Genomic DNA, 20412 nt, shown 5'->3' on the forward strand with positions numbered 1-20412 from the left:
ATGAAATCTAGCCTTCCCTAGGATCTGTCGACCTAAGCTGTTTGGGCTTCTAAAACGTGCTGAGTTTTTTGTTCTTCCGTGTTGGCTCGAATCACATCGGCAAACACGTGGCAGTAAAGCGTCGCTGTACGTAATGACACCGCTTCAATCTCGACCATTTGCTTGCGAATGTCTTTCTCTCGCGCCAATATCCAAACGGACGTACCACGTGAGTGGGTATCCCAGACATCACGACGTGCCAGTGACGTTTTGTAGTCTTGCACGCGTTTCGCCGCCAATAAGACCGCCAATTCTTCATCGCGATAGTTCGAAATGGCTTCTTTGATGTCTTTCAGCAACGCATCCAGCAGTTTTTTGTCACGCAGCTCGAACAAGCGTCTCACTGCGCGAGACTGCTCAACTTCACCTTCAAACTGACCTTTCACCAATTGATGCGCTCGGTGAAGCACACCACTTTGCGTCAATAAGTCACAAATCAGGGGCGTATCCATATCGCCATACTGTGGGCAGAAACCACGCGACAGTGCTTCATTGCCTTGATAAGCAAAGTGCACTTGTTCAATTAAGCGATTCGCCTCCCCCTGAATCAGTTCTTCCAGCATTTTCTTGCGCGAATGGGTCGCAAGAATGCTCTCAGGGTGATGACTTTGTGTGAGCGCAAGGGGAAGAACCAACGTAAACAACGTTCGGCTGGTGGCCCAATCGTCCAAAATGGCTTGTGCTTTTTCAGATTGCGTCAATCGCACATGCTGCTCTAAATGCCATTTCAGCGCCTCTTCATAGCCTTCATCGTGTTCAATGAGTGGCAAGGCTAAGACGGAATCTTTACTGCAACGCTGCGTAAACGCACCATCAACATCGTATTGATACGCAAGCCCACCCGACATGCCGTTACCAAAACCTTTACCGTACTCCCCAAGGTTAATGACGGAACCATTGGTCATGTACTCACAACAAAAATCGCCCACACCTTCGACAACCGCAATCGCTCCAGAGTTACGCACGGCAAATCGGTCGCCCGCTTCCCCCTGAATAAACACTTGACCACCGGTTGCACCAAACAAGGCAAAGTTACCAATCAGCACGTTATTGCCCGCCGACATATCGTTGCCGCCCGGAGAACGCACCACAATATGACCGCCACTCGATCCTTTACCGACGCCATCGTTACATGTGCCGACATGCTCCATCACCAAACCGGAATTGTTGAACGCGCCGTAACTTTGCCCTGCACTGCCATGAGTGCGAACCACAATGGATTCCGCATCAAGGTAACGACGGCCATTGCCCGCCGTGAAGACCGCAGGGTGCTTTTCGCCTACATTTTCGTAGTTCAGTGCGCGCTCAATATCGATAGAAAGCTGGCCCCCCGTCGATTTGTTGCGGTTATTGAGTTTTGTGCCTGCCAGTTCAATGTTCAGACGCTCTGAATTGAAGTACTCGCTGAGCAGTGTTTCGATGTAAGCATCATCTGGCGTGAAGTCCGCTTCCAAGTAAACAGGGCGAGGCACTTTGACCTGCTCCACTTCGCGAAGTAGCCCTGTGACATCCAATCGACCGACAATGCTGTGGTGATTCGCCAGATGCAGAAGATCCGTCTTACCTCGGATTTCACGCAGGCTTCGGTAGCCGAGGCTCGCCAGAATCTCGCGAACTTCGTGGGCAACGTTTAAGAAATACTGCGCCAATGCTCGTGGATCGCCCTGATACAGCTCTGGGTTGGTTGTCAGACCGGCTGGGCACTTGATGTTACAGTTCTTTGCCATGACGCATTTCAGCATCATCAGTGCCGTAGTCCCAAACTCGAACGAGTCGCCCCCCATGATCGCGGACTTGATGACGTCCGCACCCGTTTGGTGTGCGTTGGAGCAGCGAAGCGTCACTTTGTCTCGTAAACCGTTTTCGCTGAGCGCTTGATGCACTTCTGCAATGCCGATTTCCGCAGCGCGACCCGTATTTTTCAAACTGGTTACTGCGGCGGCCCCCGTTCCTCCCGTGTTACCCGCAACGTTGATGACATCCGCCCCCGCTTTCGCCACACCAACTGCAATCGTACCGATGCCTTCGGACGACACCAGCTTTACAACAACGCGAACACGCGCCGCTTTTGCGTCGTGAATAAGCTGACCAAGATCTTCGATGGAATACGTGTCATGGTGCGGCGGTGGACTCACCAATTCCACCCCCGGCGTACCACCGCGAGCCGCTGCGATGTCTACGGTGACTTTAGGTGATGGAAGCTGACCACCTTCGCCGGGCTTTGCGCCCTGCGCAATTTTAATTTCAATTTCTTCAAGCTGTGGATCCGCAAGGTAGCCCACCCAAACACCAAAGCGACCCGATGCAAACTGCTTGATCTTGCTCGACTTAATGCTGTTGAAACGGCTGGAATGCTCACCGCCTTCTCCCGAGTTACTCATGGCTCCAGCAATATTGGTCCCTTGCGCGACGGCCATGTGGGCATTGGCGTTAAGCGCTCCGTGGCTCATCGCACCGGACGCAAAAGTGGGTGTAATGCAATGTGCTGGTTCAACGTCATCCAAGGTTATTGGTGATTTGGCTTTTTGAATGTTCCCGATGAACTCAGCGTACTTAGGTACAAGCACCACCTCCACTTTGTCTTGGTGAAGGGATAATTGCTCAACATGATCTGCCCAACAGGTTTGCAGCGCCTCTGCAAAAGTTGGCAGGCTGTCTGTGTTGTCCAAGCGAAGGCAAAATGCACGGTCTTGACGCGACACGCTCTCAATAGAAATGCCACCCCAAAGGTAATTGACGTTGCCGTCCAAATGGAAACGGTCGAGCAGATGCGAAAACGCTTCTACGGTGTTGGCTTTGGAAAAGTCCAGAGGCAGTAATAAGATGTCACGCAAAGCCGCAGGGCGCTTACTGCGCTCTTGATACAGATTGTCGATGAACGCTCGGTAAGACGGCGTAATATCAAACTCATCAATCTGCTCTGGGCTGCGCTTTTCGTAACCTTTGTCTTTGTAAGCAACATCCTCGCTTGCAAATTGATTGGTCTTGTCCATGGCCAGTTCAGCTTGGCCGGCGTAACTGACGGGCTCTTGAGTCATGTTGATGTACTCACGAACCGCTGTGTTACCAAAGCTGTGACCCGCACCATCTTGACGTTCTTTAAACAAACCCAGCAGGGGAATCTGATTCTCTTCGTTAATGGCAAGCGCTTTAAAATGCCACTTGGCGGAACTCCAAGCCAAGTCTTCAAACCTTGCCCCACCCACAGGCGAGCTGATGTTTGGGAAGTAATGCTTCAAACAATCGGAATCGGAATCTAAGAAGTTAGATTCGAAAAATTCACCACCGATGTAACTTTCAGCGGTACACAGACCAAACTTACCCATGGTCTTCATGAGTGATTTTTCGACCGCTTTCTGGAAGTTTTTCAAACCCGCTTCAACGGTTTGATTGTTCGATAAGGTCTGCGCTCGGTAAAAAACAGATATTGGACACACAGCCGACGCACCAAAACCAAGAAGGCAGGCAATATCGTGGCTACTGGCGGCTTGCCCAGTGAGATAAACAAGACTGGTGTTGAATCTCAGACCTTGCTTGATCAACCTTTGGTTGGCCGCTGCGACCATTAAGATGGCTGGCAACGCGGCTTTGTCTTTGCCGATGTTCTTATCGCTCAGTAGCACAATTCCGCATCGGCGACGCGCCGCTTCTTCAACTTGATCGCAAAGCGCATGAATGGCTTCTTCTACTCGCTTGGCGTTGTCTTCTCGGCTATTAAGCGTCGGCGTGTACACCGTATCGAACGTTGCGACTTCGATACGATCTTGTTCGAGAAGTTGTTCCAGTTGTTGTGGCTGTAACACTGGTGATTGCAGCACAAGCTGAACCGTATCTTGCGGGCTGAAACCTGGCTTAGCGCCTAGAGCCACACGCAAAGTCATGCCATCTGACTCACGCAGTGAATCCAAAGGCGGGTTGGTGACCTGAGCAAAGCGCTGACTGAAGTATTTGGACATGCCGCCTTCTTCGTCGGTCAGAACGTTTGGTGCCAAGCCAAAACCCATGGCAGAGATTTTCTCTGCCCCAGTTTCGATCATCGGATCAAGGAAATACTTGAAGCTCTCTTGGTTTAATGAGTACGCAACATGACGGCTGTAGGTGCTGAAATTGTTGTTTTCTTTAACCGCGTCAAGGGAAACAGAGCCAAGATCGTTCAGCGTGATCCTTGCCGACGCTAACAGAGCCGAGTAATCCCGCTCTTTCGCCAACGTTTCTAAAATTTCTTTGGTTTCATAGCGGTTGCCAGTGGCATGATCGAAATAAATCATGCCACCAGCTTGAATGCGTCCATAACGAATTACGTCTTCTGGTGGGAAATCAATTTGACCCGATTCACTCATCACCGCAAGATAGCGGTCAGTTTCAACGCTACGAAGCGGACGCAGACCCAATCGATCTAAGCGAGCGCCCACTTTCTCTCCATCAGAGAAAATCAACGCGGCGGGTCCATCATTTTTCTCTTCCGATAAACTGAAATATTCCAGCATGTCGCGCACTTCTTGAGACATCGACTCGTCGTTTTCCCACGCAGGCGGCATCATAGCCAACACCGCAGTAACAATGTCCATGCGATCTTCAACAACACGTCTTGCCAATGTTTGGTCAAGGCGGGCGGAATCCGACTGCCCTTTCGGGAAAATCACTTTTTTGTGTTGTTGACGAGCAATCGCATCTTCACTGAGGCGGTTTTTCTTATCGGTATTCAATTCACCATTGTGCGCCATACGGCGAAATGGCTGAGCCATCATGGTGGCGGGGGCGGTATTCGTTGAAAAACGAGTGTGAAAAAACAACGTGGTGACGTGGTGCTCTGGGTGCGTAAGATCCGCAAAATAAGGCACAACCTCACCCGAATTCAAACGCCCTTTGTACACCTGAGTACGTGAGCTCATCGAGAGCGGATAAAACCCTTCTAGTTCAGGATCCGTAAAACCCATCGATTCCAGTTTTGAAAGCGCGGCGTTAATCTGGTCTTCAAACGATTGGGCATCTGGGTGATCGTCGCCTCGCAAAAAAACGACCTGCTGAATGGCTTGCTGAACTTTTTGAGACGCTTCATTCAAAACCTCTGGGTTAACAGGCACTTCACGCCACAATTCAACCTTCAATGAATACTGGTGTAGCGTCTCTAGGATAAGAGATTTGGCAGACTCAAATTGCGCGGAGTCAAATGGGAAAAAAAAGTTTGCGACACCAAATTCGCCTTTTTCAAGCGTTGGCTCGTTTAACAGAAAGCGGTAGAAGTTAACGGACAAGTCGATATTGACACCAGCACCATCACCAATACCCTCGGCATTCATACCGCCACGATGTGGAATGGTGCATAAAGCTTCATGGGCAAGGGTAAGGAGCTGATGAGTCTGCTCCCCCGTTTTATCCGTGATGAAACCCACCCCACAACTTGAGTGTTCATGCTCGCGATCATACAGCGAGCGAGATTCCTGATTCATTCGATCATTTCCTTGATTGCTTGCAAGCTATTAACTCTGCAGATCCTTTGGCATGTATCGCTACAGTACCGAAGCCTTTATCCAGTGTGCTGTAAGTAAACCCATCCGGTTCAAATCACACAAATAGAAATGATAATAATTATCATGCGTGATTCTTTAAGGCAAGTTTTCTGTGATTGAGATCGCTAAAAATTATTCGTTTGTTTCTTAGTGATAGTTGAATGAGTATGCGTTTTGATTGAATTTTAAGCGATTTTCTATTTGAGCCAGTCATAAAACGTGTTTAGGGTGTACGGGTAAGTATGAAAAAGATGAGCAGAAAGAGATTACTTAGGTATTCAAGTCACATTATGATATTGATAAAATCACAAAAATTTTTCATAAGATAAGAGAATGATGAATAAAAGTTTTGTCACTAATTTGCTGGCGCTGGGTTTACTGGCAGCCGGGTACACTTTAGATAATCAAATAGCGTTGTACGCTGGCGTGTTTGCTTTTTCAGGTGCCATCACTAACTGGTTAGCCGTGCATATGTTGTTTGAAAAAGTCCCTGGACTGTACGGTTCCGGCGTTATTCCAGCGAGATTCGAAGAGTTTAAATCCGCTATTAAGACATTGATGATGGCGGAATTCTTTACCAATGAAAACATCGAGCGCTTCTTAAGCAACGAAATGTCCGGAACCCAGTCATTGGACCTACAACCAGTAATAGAGTCCATTGACTTCGAGCCTACTTTTGAGTCTTTGGTAGAAGTGATCGCTCACTCTCAATTTGGTGGCATGCTTGCGATGTTTGGTGGAACCGATGCTTTGCAGCCTTTAAAGCAACCTTTTGTCGAGAAAATGCAGCAATCTGTTGTGCAAATTAGCCAGAGTGATGCCGTGAAAGCAGCATTAAAAACACAGCTCGAACAACCCGGAATGATGAACGAAATCCAGAACAACATCGAAAACATCATTGACCAACGTTTAAACGAGCTCACACCTCAATTAGTCAAAAGCATGGTTCAAGATATGATCAAAAAGCACCTAGGCTGGTTAGTCGTCTGGGGCGGCGTGTTGGGTGGACTGATTGGTGTCGTTTCGGCTTTTGTGAGTGCCTAAACCGCGTCCTTGGCTCTCACTGCCTTTGGCATGGCAAAGTTTAGAACATGACCGAGTTTAGAAATGGTAATTAGGGTCAATGACCCTAATTTATCGTTCTGAAAGTACAAGTCCCCTAAAGCATGGTGATCAAATCTGGGTTCACTCCAAATCCCGTTTTATGCTCTTCAATCACCACTTCACTTCGCGTTTGGATCACACCGGGTAATGTGCCTAACTTGGTCGACATGAAGTCTTGATACGATTTCATGTCTTTCACACGCACCTTGATCATGGTGTCGAAATCGCCTGATAAAGAATAACATTCCTCAATTTCCGGCATTAATTCTACCGCTTTCGCAAATTTTTCGAAGATAGAAAAGCTCGTCTGATCCAAACGGATATGAATAAAAACTTGAACATCCAACCCTAAGCGCTCAGGACACAGCTCCGCATGATACCCTTTGATATACCCTTCTTTTTCGAGTCTTTTTACGCGGTCTGAACACGGGGAGGTTGTCAGGTGCACTTGCTTAGCCAGCTCCACCATAGAAATGCGCCCCTTAAGATGAAGAAGACGAAGTATTTCGAGATCAATTTTGTCCAATGACGAGTGAGGCATAACAACTCCCTAGCAATAGTTACAATCCATTAACAGTAAGTATCACTGAGTTTTCAGCTGCATCCAAGTGGAATTCACTTGGTGGTACCAAAATAACTATACGGTATCACTTTTCGACAATGGTATGACTCATGTGGGATGTAAAGAGAGAAGGAAAAAAAAGCCAACCGCAAAACTGTGCGATTGGCTGATAGATAGTGTGAACAAATCATATTCACTAACAACGTCAGTTGGCTAGGTGACCCTCGGCTTTAAAAGGGTCACTATTAATAAAGCAAAAGTAATGCCAACTTTTTCTAACGAAAACCAGTACGATTTTGGATAAAAAACTCTCTTTTTTGTTTTTTTTAATGGCATTGATTTGCAAATTGCGAAAATGCAATTGCATAGTGAAAATGAAAGGGCATCAATAATGGAAAGGGAACGCATAAGACAAACCGTAAAGGCATTTTTTGAGACCATATTTAACGAATTGAATCCATTCAAGAATTAAAAATCCATTCGCCATTTTATAAATCCACCTTGCCCTCCTCGAAAATGTGATTATCTTCTCAAAGTTTGATCTGTATTTAAGGAAACTCCGATTTAACTAAGCAGAGTTGCATAGTCATCATGGTTCGCATTGTCACAACCGATTACAATTGGATAACTTTTGAATTAATATCACAAACCTTCTTTGATGAGTCGTACTACGTATCATTTTTTCGCTTACCTTCTCGCTGCAGTGTGCTCACTCAGCTCAAAGGAAATAGCCGCCTCACAGCAAACCATTAACGTGGGTTTGCAGTGGGTTCACCAATTTCAGTTTGCTGGTTATTATGCCGCAATCGATCAAGGCTATTATGCAGAAAAAGGGCTACACATTAATTTGGTGGAAGGATCGCCCACATTAAATATCACTGAAGAAGTGCTGTCTGGAACATTGGATTTTGGCGTCGGAAATGATGAGCTTGTACTTCAGCGTTTAAAAGGTAAACCACTGGTTGCCATTGCCGCGACTTTTCAATATTCGCCCTATGTATTACTGACTCTTGAGGCTTCTGGGATAAAAACACCCAAAGATTTAGAAGGTAAACGAATCATGACCTTCAATGGTCAGATGCCTCCTTCTTATCTCTCCATGTTAACGTCTGTTGATGCGGATGTTTCTTCCATAACAATTCAAAAATCATCGTTTAATGTGCAAGACCTCATTGAAGGCAAAGTCGATGCCTTCAATGCTTACTTACCCTACGAGCCCTATCTACTCAAAAAACAAAACATCAATTTCAATACCCTCGATCCTGGAGCGTATGGCGTCGATTTTTATAGTGATTTTATTTTTACACGTGAATCATTGGTCAAAGAAAATCCACAACTCGTCGACCAATTTCGGGAAGCGACACTTCGAGGGTGGCGCTACGCTCTCGATAACCCTGAAGAAATCATTCAGATCATCCAAAATAAATATAACAACACCAAAACACTCGACGAATTACGCTATGAAGCACTCGCGATTTCCAATCTCGTTCGTTCGGATCTGGTTGATATTGGCTACATCAATGAAAGCCGAATTGAAAAAATGGCCGCGATATTGATCCAAGAGAATTTAGTCGATGATCTCTACCATCTTGACGGGCTGGTGTATCACGCTGAAAAAGAACAAATTGCTGACGCTAGGCAAAAGGTGTTCTGGCTGTCACTCATATTAATTTCTCTGACTGGCGTATGCACCATCCTGATGCTTCTTATGCGACGCTTAAAGCAAGAAATGGTCAGCCGAAAAAAAGTTGAAGAACAACTCCGCCACCTCGCTTCTGTTGACCCTCTCACGAGCCTATACAATCGAAGAATGTTTGCGAGTTTGATGGAAAAAGCCTCGAACACGGCTCGTAGAACACAAATCCCTTATAGCTTGGTTATTCTCGATATTGATCTATTCAAAGCAATCAATGACCAACACGGGCATAACACAGGCGACAAGGTGATCGTGGGCGTTGCGGATACGATAAAAAATGTGGCGAGAAGTTGCGACGTCTGTGCCCGCTTTGGTGGTGAAGAGTTTATTATTCTATTACCAGATACTGATTTACTCGGCGCCACCTCTTTTGCCTCAAGGCTGCGCGAAAGAGTCAATCATCAACCCTTTTATTCTGATGATGATCATACTTTTAAGGTGACGTGCTCGTTTGGTGTCGTGGAATGGAACCTTACAATGAGTCTCGATGAGCTTATCTCACGAGCGGACGACGCCCTCTACAAAGCTAAGAGAAGCGGAAGAGATAAAATTTGTACCTATCGTGACCATACAGAAAAAATACTGGACCCCATTGAATCCTAATTCGTATCACTTGAAGAGAAATACAAGCTGAAAGTGCGGTCTCTCAGCTTGTGACCAACTCGTAAAAAGTCAGCGACTTTAGGCAATGCTGGTTTCTTTTATTTCTTTTATTTCTGTTTTTACCGAACTAGTGTGTTCATGATTGCATATTCGGCAGTAAAGCCTTTGTTCCATTTTATGGTTGTTGTCACCATTAAAAATATGGAACATCATTTGATTAGCCTTTTCCAACAGCGTTGTACATTGCGGTGTGGTTTTGCACATAATGGCTTTATGGTGGGTCTTCTTCCCACACGCTTCACAATATACCTTAGGCATTACTGGTTTCCTTTTAGCGCTTTTGAACTAAGTAGACCTAATTAGAGCAAACCTGTTCACTATTATTAATTCTGATACTAATATTTGTGGCGGGCGTAACATATTTTCCGAACTTTATACTCACCTAACACGATTATTGTGCTTGGTGTCATAATAAAAGTATTTTGCTTAAGAAAAATACGATATCTAGTCCTTTATTTATCACTAATAAAGACAACAGCAATTAAAGGCTAATGAATTCTTGTCCAACTCGATATGCTCAAGCACCCTCCCTCAAGAAGCTTGGTTCAGCTAGAGGTCACTTGGGTATATGGTTCAATAAAAATGCCCTCGGATAAACGAAGGCATTTTTGCTGTATAAGAAAACCTGTTCCTAAGCGCTAGACACTAAAGAGCACTCAACACCAAAGAGCCATTAATGTCTAAGGACTATTAAAATGCCTAAGGACTATCCACTCCTAAAAACAAAGACTTCTGTGCTACCAAACTTAGTCAAGTTCCTGCAACTGCTTTTCAAATTCGGCATGTTGCGCTTTCACTTCGTCAGAAGGCGCGTCGGTCACTAAGCTGAACGCAATAATAGAGATTGTTGACAATATAATCCCCGGCACAATTTCGTATACATCGAACCAGCCACCTGAAAGCTGCTTCCATACCACAATCGTGATGCCTCCCACTAGAATACCCGCAAGCGCGCCGTTGCGATTCATACCGACCCAAAATAGGCTTAATACGATGGCAGGACCAAACGCGGCACCAAAACCCGCCCAAGCATAAGAAACTAATCCAAGGACTGAGCTGTCTGGGTTCATCGCAAGGAACAAAGCAATCAGTGACAACAGAATAACCGCAATTCGACCAACGGTGACAACTTGCTCAGGTGACGCTTCGTTATTAAACACTTGCTTGTAAAAGTCTTCTGCCAAAGCCGATGACGATACTAGCAACTGCGAATCCGCTGTACTCATGATCGCCGCAAGAATGGCAGCCAAAAGAATGCCCGCGATAATAGGATGGAAAATCGCATTAACAAGCAGCATGAAGATTTTCTCGCCATCCGCCAGATCACTGCCTTGACCATTCAGGTAAACCAAACCAACCAAACCCACTAACATAGCGCCAACCATGGACAGCGCCGACCAAATAACCGCAATACGTCGTGCTTTAACGAGATCTCGATTGCTTCTTGAAGCTTTGAAGCGAGCCAAAATATGCGGCTGACCAAAGTAACCCAAGCCCCATGCAACCAAGGAAATGATCGCGATGGCGGTCAGTGGTTCACCTTTGGAGTCATTCCACAACGTCAGAAGCTCTGGGTTAATGCTCTTCAGATCCGCCGTCAATTGGCCAAGCCCCCCATCCATTGCAGCAATAGGGACAATCAGAAGCGCCGCCGCCATTAACAAGCCTTGAACAAGATCCGTCCAAGACACCGCTAAGAAGCCACCAAATAAGGTGTAAGACACCACACAAACTGTACCGATGATAACCGCTGTGGTGTAGTCCAATCCAAATACCGTTTCAAACAGTTTGCCTCCTGCAACCAAGCCTGAGCTGGTATAAAAAAGGAAGAACAAAAGGATAAAGAAAGCAGAGATTGTCTGAATCAATTTCGATTTATCTTGGAATCGACGCGATAAGAATTCGGGTAACGTTAACGCATCGGTCGTAATACTGTAAGTACGTAGACGCTTGGCGTTAATTAGCCAGTTTGCCCATGTCCCTAACAGCAGACCACCCGCTAGCCAAAATGCTTCAATACCCGCAGCATAAGCGTAACCTGGTAAACCCAGTAATAACCATCCACTCATATCCGATGCCCCCGCGGAAAGTGCCGCTGGCCATGGTCCTAGTGAACGTCCACCTAAAAAGTAATCACTTGAATTTGAAGTACGCTTATAAGCAATAATACCGATTGCAAGCATCAAAATAAGATACGCGATAAAGGTGCCAGTAATAGCAAAGCTATTCTCAATCATATAAAACTCCTTGTTTTATTTTTTCTCTTCCATGTAGATTCTCCCCCAGCTGGCTCAACCAATTAGAGGAGAAACTGGCATGAATTGGCTAGTGGTCATCACTCCCGAGCTCAAGCAAGGTCGCGTTTCCACCGACTGCCGTTATATTGATAGTGCGCGTTCGTTCAGTCACGAAGCGCAAAGCCAGGAAAGGATCTAATGCTGTCGGAAGACCGACAAGATCCGTTTCACTGATAAACGAAACGATGGCGCCGTTTCGATTAGATAAACTTCGGTTAAGAAGAATTTCCTGTTCCGAGGAGCCCACGAAACCTAAAGAGCGAACGTCACACTCCAGTATTTCCTGCCAAGACTCTCTCGGAATGGTTTGTAAAAGATGAGCAGGTAATGAGGCACTTGAAACCGCCTGAGCGATAGCCTGTGTTAACACTTCATCATCCGAGCTCAAGATAACGGTATTTCCAGCCAATAGAGCACAGATCAGCTGAGCGGTAATGGCCTGTCGCCCAGCATCGGACAACTCATCTTGAAGCAATAGACAAACCCCTCTGCCCGCTGTGTAAAGTTCGTTTGTCTCACCAGTGGGGCCAGGCATTAAATGGGGGGTCGCCAGCAATGCTTCACTTTTCTCTCGGTGATAGGAACAAACCGAGCCGATCGCAAGAACCTGTTGGCTCAGTGCCTGACTGAAAGAGGTCATGACCGCGCTGCGTTGTTCGTAGCCCGTCAGATTCCAATTTTCCCATGCTGTGTATGCATCTGAAAAACAAGTGACTTGATGTACCATAACGGTTCTCCTTATGCGTAAACAGCTTGAGTGAATCGGATCAGATAATGTGGACCGCCGGCTTTTGGTCCCGTACCCGACAGCCCTTGACCACCAAAAGGTTGAACGCCGACAACCGCACCAACTTGGTCGCGATTGATATAGCAGTTACCCACGCGGGCATGTTTCTCGATCCAACGGTAGGTGGTTTCATTTCGGCTGTGCACCCCCATGGTCAAACCGAAGCCTGTGTCGTTAATTTGTTGCACCACATCGGCAATCTGATTCGCTTTAAAACGCACAATATGAAGAATCGGTCCAAAATGTTCTTTCTCTAACACCGAAATATTGTCAATTTCGAATGCTGAGGGAGCCACATAATCACCATTTGCGCAGGCGTGAGAAAGCTCGGCTTGCGCGACCAATTTTTGTGTACTCGACATTTTGTCAATGTGTGCGAGCAAATGGGTCTTAGCCGTTTGATCGATAACCGGTCCCACATCGGTTTTATGTAAGTAAGGTAAGCCCACGTCTAATTGCGCCATTGCCCCTTGAATGAGCGACGTAATTCGATCGGCGATGTCTTCTTGAACAAACAGAACTCGAAGTGCAGAACAACGTTGACCAGCTGAAGCAAAAGCCGAACGTATCACGTCGCGAACCACCTGCTCTGGTAAGGCAGTACTGTCAACAATCATGGCATTCTGCCCTCCCGTTTCCGCAATAAACGGAACCGGTGCGGCTTCTCGGCTTGCCAAGGTTGCATTGATTCGCTGAGCCGTTTCCGTCGACCCTGTAAACGCCACTCCCGCGATGGCAGAGTGAGAAGTTAATGCGTGACCAATTTCACGACCAATACCCGGCAATAACTGAATAACACCCGCAGGTACGCCCGCTTCTAGCATCAACTCAATCGCTTTAACGGCGATAAGGCTGGTTTGCTCCGCGGGTTTTGCCACAACCGTGTTACCCGCGACCAATGCTGCTGTTACTTGACCAAGGAAAATAGCGAGTGGGAAGTTCCATGGGCTAATGCAAACAAACACACCACGCCCTTCACGCGTTACCTGCTTAGTTGACCCATCAAATGCAGTAATGTGCTGAGCTTTCAGCAGGTTGGCTTGATTTGCATAAAAACGACAGAAATCGACCGCTTCGCGCACCTCATCAATACAGTCGTGAATGGTTTTTCCAGCCTCGTGATGACACAACGCCACTAACTCGGCTAAATCACGCTCCATAAGATCGGCAAGCGTATTTAAATAGGCACCCCGAGTTTCGGTGGTTTGGCTGCGCCATTCATCAACGTTGGAAGCAGCAATGTTCAATGCTTCGGAAACATGATCAAGGCTTGCAAATGCCACGCTACCTACATACTTGTTGCGATCATAAGGGGCAGTAACCTTGGTTGGTTGGATCCCTTCCTTGATCATGCTTTCAAAAAGGTTCACACCATCAATGATTGGCGCACCTTGCCATTGACGCTCGCTAAAGGCGTGAACGGCTTTTTCAAACGCTTCCGCTTCGCTGTCAATATCGACATTGACACCGATTGAGTTTTTACGGTCGCCAAAAATGTCACCCGGCAAAGGAATTTGAGTATTGTTCAACGTATCAAAGGCCAGCAGCGAGTTGACGGGATGATGAGTCAAGGTCTCGACAGGGCAACGAGCATCCACTAACCGGTGGACGAACGAGCTGTTGGCACCATTTTCAAGCAGGCGACGAACAAGGTATGGGAGTAAGTCTTTGTGGCTTCCAACTGGTGCATAAATACGAACCGATTGCCTAAACGCAGACATCGCATGTTCGTACAACGCATCCCCCATCCCATGCAGACGCTGAAATTCATAGTCGTCATGATCGGTCATCACTGCAATCGCAGTAACCGTATGCGCATTATGGCTAGCGAATTGTGGGAAAATATTGCCGCGCACTTCTGCACTCAACAAAAAGCGTGCGCACGCTAAATAAGATACGTCCGTCGCTTCTTTACGGGTATACACGGGATAGTTTTCGTATCCGCCTTGCTGCGACCACTTAATTTCGCTGTCCCAGTACGCGCCCTTCACTAAGCGTAATGGGATTAAATCACCCTGATCTTTTGCCAGACCGTTTAGCCAAACCAATACAGGTAGAGCACGCTTTGAGTAGGCTTGGACAACCAACCCAAACTTTCCCCAACCTTTAATACTTTCACTTCGGTAAAGCTTTTCGAACAGCTTCAGTGACAGCTCTAAGCGATCCGCTTCTTCCGCGTCAATCGTTATTGCGACATCCAACGCACGCGCTCTTTCAAGCAATTTAAGCACTGTGGAATACATCTCATCCATCACGCGCTCGTAGTTCGCGACTTCGTAGCGAGGATGCAGGGCGGATAGCTTAATAGAAACAGACGGAGCTGGGCTCGTGTCCAATCCGTACCCATCACGTCCCACGGCTTCAATGGCCATGATGTAGTCTTTAAAATATTTGTCGGCATCTGCCTCTGTCAGCGCGGCTTCACCCAACATATCAAAAGAGTACGTATAGCCTTTATCGCGCATCTTTTTGCCGTTCTTTTGCGCTTCAGAAATCGTGCGCCCAAGAACGAATTGGTAGCCCATGATCTTCATCGCCTGATGCATCGCCTTACGAATGACGGGCTCAGAAAGCTTATTGACTAAACTATTGACGGCTTGAGTTGGGGATTTGGATTCCGTTTCTTTCAACCCCACCACTTTACCTGTCAGCATTAAGCCCCAAGTGGAGGCATTAACAAAAACCGAATCTGAGTTTTTCAGGTGAGACTTCCAATCGGCAACACTCAACTTATCGCGAATCAGTGCGTCTGCTGTTGCGGAATCGGGAATACGCATCAATGCTTCAGCCAAACACATCAAAAGAATGCCCTCTTGTGTATCTAAGCTGTATTCCAATAGAAGTGCATCAATCATCTGCACGGCATTTTTATCGGCACGGATAGCATTTATCAGTGCTGTGGTTTTTTCCTTCGTAGCACGCTTTTCATTATCAGAAGGGTTAGCTAACGGAATCAGTTGTTCTAACCATTGGGTTTCATCAACCATATACAATGGCGAGATCAATGACCAAAGTTGATCAAGCGGTTGCTCAACAAACTGTTTTGTCAACACATCAGTCGCTGTAAACATGCGTTTCCTCAATCTCAGTCCCGAATACAGTATCGGGGGGCATCTACAATGGCTAGCAGTGTATTTTGAGCTTGAAAGAGATACTTGCCAAAAACTCCGAATTTTTTGGCAAAAAGTCGGATTTTTAACAAAGTAAAAACATGATCACAGGGATTTCGCGACAGTTTATGCAATATAGTGCAAACAAATTTGCATAGGTTTAACGCATCCAACACCGTCTTCCAATCGGAAATATCGCATTAGGTTGATTGATACAGGAAGTCTATCGATACACGAGGTTTATCAGCGTGTGGGGATAATAAACATGTGAGGATGATAAACACATCGAAAACAGGGACGAATGGCTTCAGTGCTTATTCAAAAGACGTTTTTTATAAACAGAAGGGGAAATGCCCTGAAGACGTGAAAATGTGTGAGTAAATGTACTTTGCCCCGAAAACCCTGCCAGTTCAGCGATATGCCCTAAACTTAGGCTGCCTTGTTCGATGAGTTTTTTCGACATGTCGACACGCTTTCCGAGTACATATTGGTGCGGAGTGACGCCCGTTTGCTCTTTGAAAAGCCGATGAAACTGACTTTCTCCTAGAAAAACACTGCCTGCAAGCTGGGTAACGGTGATTCTGTGGCTCAGATGCTGTTCGATATAGCGGTCGACTGCATCCATATCCAGTCTGTCGTCTTTTTGTATCGCTTGGAACGATTTTAGATGACGTTGTAAAAGTGCAATCACGGTATCATTGCATGCTCGGCTCAATAACTCGTCCGTTGGACTGTCACGCATTTCGCCCACAAGCATAGCAATTAATTGCTGTATCTGGCCATCAAGCTGGAAATAGATATCTTTCTTTCCTAGCTCATTTAATTTTTGTAATACCAGAGGGTCGTATTCATTCATCCTCGGCATATTAAGTACGAGAATATCCGACTTGCCTATTCCACCAAAGGCATGCTGTGAAGAAGCCGTAACCACACAGCCTTGACCAGGACCAATAAAGTTACTAACTCCAGCCACATCAAATTCTGCCTGCCCATTTAGCCCAATAACGATTTGAGTGTACTCATGATCGTGATTATTCATTTCACTGGGAAGCGTCATCACCAGAGCAGGCTTAGGATCATTAAGACTGTTATTATTTTTCATAGTAACACCAGAAATTCATAGTCTTACGCGCAATGCGGCGGTATAACAATATGAAACAAGATCATAAAGATTGAATTAGTCCTATTGAGCAGTGTACCTGTAGGCTTCAACTTGAGTCAAAAAAGGTTACATTTCACGGAACAATGATCAAGTGCACATAAATTACGGTCAATGCTTACTCAATCCACTTTAATTGCATTTTTTTATATCAAAACTAAGAAAATTGTGAAATTCTCAATGACAGAGTAGACTTATTAGACTTCAATAAGTTGGATGAAGTTGTTTTACTCATTAGCTCAAGTAACGAAGAGACTGAATATACAAAATTTCATACTTAATTTAAGTCAAATTCAGTCAAAATTATGACCTTATTAGAGCAGTAAGGTTACTTACGAAATGAATATCATGCAGGGACTTATGATCAAACATCGAATCCCAGCGCTTTTTCTTGCGCTTACCCCAATTTGGCTACCTTCCTCTGTACAGGCTGAAGATATACAGAGCGTTGATTTAGTGGCAGCTATCGATGAGAAAATCACTCAAAATCAAGAGAAAATTGATTCTGTCGATGGTAAGCACTTCGAAGAAGCCAGAACGAACTCTCAACTCAAGCAACAAACTGAACAACTGCAGCGCGAGTATGCGGAATTAGTTGCAAAACGAAACCGAGCCAAAAACGCTCTGGATAAGCAGTTCACACGTTTGGTTGAAGAACCTGACATCGACCTCTCCAATTTCCAAAAACAGTACCAAGAGTCTTGGGAAGCCGTTAAAAAAAATCAAAAAGAACAACTTAGCCAACAACACTTGGTCAGTGAAAGCGAAATGCGCCTTTCTCAACTCAAGCAGCAACAGGCTAACTTAAATGCCACACAGCAAAACTTACAAGAGTCCCGCGTTGAAGCGCGAGTAAAGAGACTTGCAGCTGAACTGCGAGAAAGTGCCGTTCTTGAAACCAGTTACAATGCAACGTGCGCTGCAAGCATGACCCTGCGTGATTGTGCAAACCAAGGTAAGCTCTTAACCAAACAGAAAGCCGTCAATACATTTAAGTCTCGATTGATAGGTCAGCTAACTGAAGCAAACGTGGTAAAGCAGAACCTGCAAGGTGTGCAACTTAATATCCACGTTCAAGATAGCCAAATTATTAAAAGTGGATTCTCAGGCGACAACAGTTACGCAACGAAAATGCAAGCCCAGCTTCAAGCCAAGCCTGACGCCGATGCCCCTTGTAAACTTCTAGGGGTCGCAAACCGATACTGTTATACCGACTCTCCTGTTGCCACTACGTCGAAAGTAGATAAGGCATGGGCGAACATTACGGTACGCTCCGATCAGTACAATGATGATGTCACCGTAAACGGGGTAAAATATGGCAGTACTCCTGTAGAGCTAGTACTGCCAGCGGGTCGCCATCAGATTACTGTTTCTAAAGAAGGTTTTGAAACATACAACCGTCAGATTACAATTAACGGTAATGACACTATTTGGGTTAAGCTGAGGCCTGAAAAGCATGGGTAGAGCCCTAGTTCGGCATGAAATATCGCCGATTAACATGTAATTTCTTACCGCCATTTTGTTCCTATCAATCCTCATTGATAGAAACAAAATGGCGCTTTAGTTAAGCAAACAACACGAATTAGAACTGAACATGAGACAAGGATTACCAGCGCTTTTGTTGGCTCTTTCATCGAGCCTGATATCAGTAACAGCTCTTGCTGCGGCTATGGATATCACCAATGTATCAAAGGCTATGAGTTCGAAGGAGGCTGAAATCCAGTCTGTCGCTACTCAAGAAGCAGACATTCAGGCAGCCATTCGAAAGCTCCAAACTGAGTTACTACAGGTGGAACAGGATGAGAGCCGACTTGAGAAAAAAAGGCTGAAAGCCAAACAAGCATTGGAAAGACAGTATGCTCGAATGCTGGATGAGCCTGAGCTAGACCTTGCCTCGGATCAAAAAGCTTATCAGGATGCGTGGGCAAAACTGAAGCAAAACCAACAGAAACAACTCGATGTTGAGCACCAAATTCAAGAACATCAAATTTCCTTATCAAGTTCAAAAGCCAAAAGTGCACAGCTCAATGCGGAACTTCGAGAATTAGAAGACAACTACTTTCGTTTGCGCGCGGATCGGCTACAAAACGAATTAACGGTTCAAACTTCCCAAACAGTCTCATACCTTCATAACTGTGCTCAGGATGCAACTCTGGCGCAATGTAAGGAGCAAACTACAGGGCTAGCACTTCAAAAAGCCGTTAATCAATTTCAGTCTGCATTGATTAACAACACCACAGAAAGCGAAATCGTTAAGCAGCATATTCAACAAACGGCTTTAAACATTCATGTTGTAAACCACCAACTGGTCAAAACTGGGTTTGTGAACGGCGGTCAGTATCAAGCGAAAGTTGACGTTTCCATCGAATCACGCCCTTCGTTAAACGCAGCCTGTCGATTACTTAATATTGATTCAGCCTACTGCTTTGACCCAAGTGAGAAACTCGAAAAATCGAGCGCACAAAAAGAAGTGAGATGGGTAACATTGACGGTTCGCTCAAATCAATACGACGACAGTGTGCTGGTTAATGGTGTGAGCTACGGTTCCACGCCTGTTGACATCATGCTACCAACGGGGACGCACACGGTGAGCGTTAAAAAAGAAGGGTTTCGCTCATTTAGCCGTGACATGACGCTCAAGCAAGATGGGAACCTGCGCGCGGTGTTAGTAGAGAACGAAAACCTACCTCTCTCAGGGAAAGCCTTTGCTGATCAAATTGGCAACCCAACTGCTGCCCCACAGATGATTGTTGTTGGGGCAGGTAAATACTACGTGGGTAAAAATGGCTCTCAGCAAGTCGAGCTAAAACGGGCCTATTCTATTTCGTCAACCCCCGTGACCGTTAAACAATTTACCGCGTTTGTGAATGACACGGGATACAAGACGGTCGCAGAGAAAAAGAAAACCTGCTCAACGATAGAGAGCAATGCCGATGTTGCGGTTGATGGTAATAATTGGCGTCAACCAGGCTTTAAACAAAGTGATCAATCCCCTGTTGTATGTCTGAGCAGAAACGATGCCTATGCCTATACACAATGGCTAAGTGATAAAACGGGCTACCAATACCGCCTCCCTACCGAACAAGAGTGGGAAATTGCAGCCCGTGCAGGCGCATCCAGTGCCTATTGGTGGGGAGATGAATTCGGTACAGGCAAAGCGAATACGGGGTGGGGGGGCACTAAGTGGTCTAATGTAAGCAGCTCTCCTGTGAATGCTTTCCGTCCAAATGCACTTGGTTTGTACGACATGGTTGGTAATGTCTGGGAGTGGACAAACAACCAATATGGCAGTGCGAAAGGCGGGGCGTGGAGTTTCGCTCCTGCAAAAGCGTCCGCGTATGAATCCTTAGAAGTCGCCCCAGAATCCACGACAAATTACATAGGATTTCGAGTCGTTCGAATGCTGACTAAAAGCTAGAAATCGTTTGACATAATACCGAATAAAAAGGGCTTCCAAATGGAAGCCCTTTTTATTCGGTATATCT

Annotated in this window: 11 protein-coding genes; 4 read left to right on the plus strand and 7 right to left on the minus strand. The window is 45.9% G+C overall.

Features of this window, described 5'->3' with window-relative positions; all coding sequences use genetic code 11:
- Positions 1-32: 32 nt before the first annotated feature.
- Positions 33-5489, minus strand: coding sequence for a glutamate synthase-related protein (locus HC752_RS14160; protein ID WP_190335823.1), 5457 nt, complete (start codon positions 5487-5489; stop codon positions 33-35).
- A gap of 396 nt (positions 5490-5885) precedes the next feature.
- Between HC752_RS14160 and HC752_RS14165 the strand changes: the two genes are divergently transcribed.
- A complete protein-coding gene (locus HC752_RS14165; protein ID WP_190335950.1) occupies positions 5886-6593 on the plus strand; it encodes a DUF445 family protein in 708 nt (235 codons plus the stop codon).
- A gap of 115 nt (positions 6594-6708) precedes the next feature.
- Here HC752_RS14165 and HC752_RS14170 read toward each other — a convergent pair whose 3' ends face one another.
- Positions 6709-7194, minus strand: coding sequence for an Lrp/AsnC family transcriptional regulator (locus HC752_RS14170; protein ID WP_190335824.1), 486 nt, complete (start codon positions 7192-7194; stop codon positions 6709-6711).
- A 679-nt stretch (positions 7195-7873) separates the two neighbouring features.
- On the opposite strand from HC752_RS14170, the gene HC752_RS14175 reads away from it, so the two are divergent.
- Positions 7874-9514 carry a GGDEF domain-containing protein gene (locus tag HC752_RS14175; protein WP_190335825.1) on the plus strand — a complete coding sequence of 547 codons (1641 nt, stop codon included), beginning with the start codon at positions 7874-7876 and terminating at the stop codon, positions 9512-9514.
- Between the two features lie 78 nt (positions 9515-9592).
- On the opposite strand, the gene HC752_RS14180 is transcribed toward HC752_RS14175, so the two are convergent.
- From HC752_RS14180 to HC752_RS14200, 5 genes are all read right to left on the minus strand, one after another.
- The gene (locus tag HC752_RS14180) at positions 9593-9832 is read right to left on the minus strand and encodes a hypothetical protein (protein ID WP_190335826.1); all 240 of its coding nucleotides are present in this window, start codon (positions 9830-9832) and stop codon (positions 9593-9595) included.
- 488 nt (positions 9833-10320) lie between these two features.
- Complete coding sequence (gene putP / locus HC752_RS14185; protein WP_190335827.1) at positions 10321-11811, minus strand: sodium/proline symporter PutP; 1491 nt, start codon at positions 11809-11811, stop codon at positions 10321-10323.
- 88 nt (positions 11812-11899) lie between these two features.
- The gene (locus HC752_RS14190; protein ID WP_190335828.1) at positions 11900-12598 is read right to left on the minus strand and encodes a 1-pyrroline-5-carboxylate dehydrogenase; all 699 of its coding nucleotides are present in this window, start codon (positions 12596-12598) and stop codon (positions 11900-11902) included.
- A gap of 11 nt (positions 12599-12609) precedes the next feature.
- Positions 12610-15729, minus strand: a complete 3120-nt coding sequence (gene putA, locus HC752_RS14195; protein WP_190335829.1) for a bifunctional proline dehydrogenase/L-glutamate gamma-semialdehyde dehydrogenase PutA — start codon at positions 15727-15729, stop codon at positions 12610-12612.
- Between the two features lie 346 nt (positions 15730-16075).
- Positions 16076-16870: an AraC family transcriptional regulator gene (locus HC752_RS14200; RefSeq protein WP_190335830.1), complete on the minus strand. Its 795-nt coding sequence runs from the start codon at positions 16868-16870 to the stop codon at positions 16076-16078.
- 417 nt (positions 16871-17287) lie between these two features.
- On the opposite strand from HC752_RS14200, the gene HC752_RS14205 reads away from it, so the two are divergent.
- Positions 17288-18391 (plus strand): PEGA domain-containing protein, encoded by a 1104-nt coding sequence (locus tag HC752_RS14205; RefSeq protein WP_190335831.1) that lies wholly within the window; start codon positions 17288-17290, stop codon positions 18389-18391.
- 130 nt (positions 18392-18521) lie between these two features.
- A complete protein-coding gene (locus HC752_RS14210; RefSeq protein WP_190335832.1) occupies positions 18522-20345 on the plus strand; it encodes an SUMF1/EgtB/PvdO family nonheme iron enzyme in 1824 nt (607 codons plus the stop codon).
- Positions 20346-20412 lie beyond the last annotated feature (67 nt).

This window comes from Vibrio sp. S9_S30 (genome assembly GCF_014694455.1).
GTDB lineage: Bacteria > Pseudomonadota > Gammaproteobacteria > Enterobacterales > Vibrionaceae > Vibrio.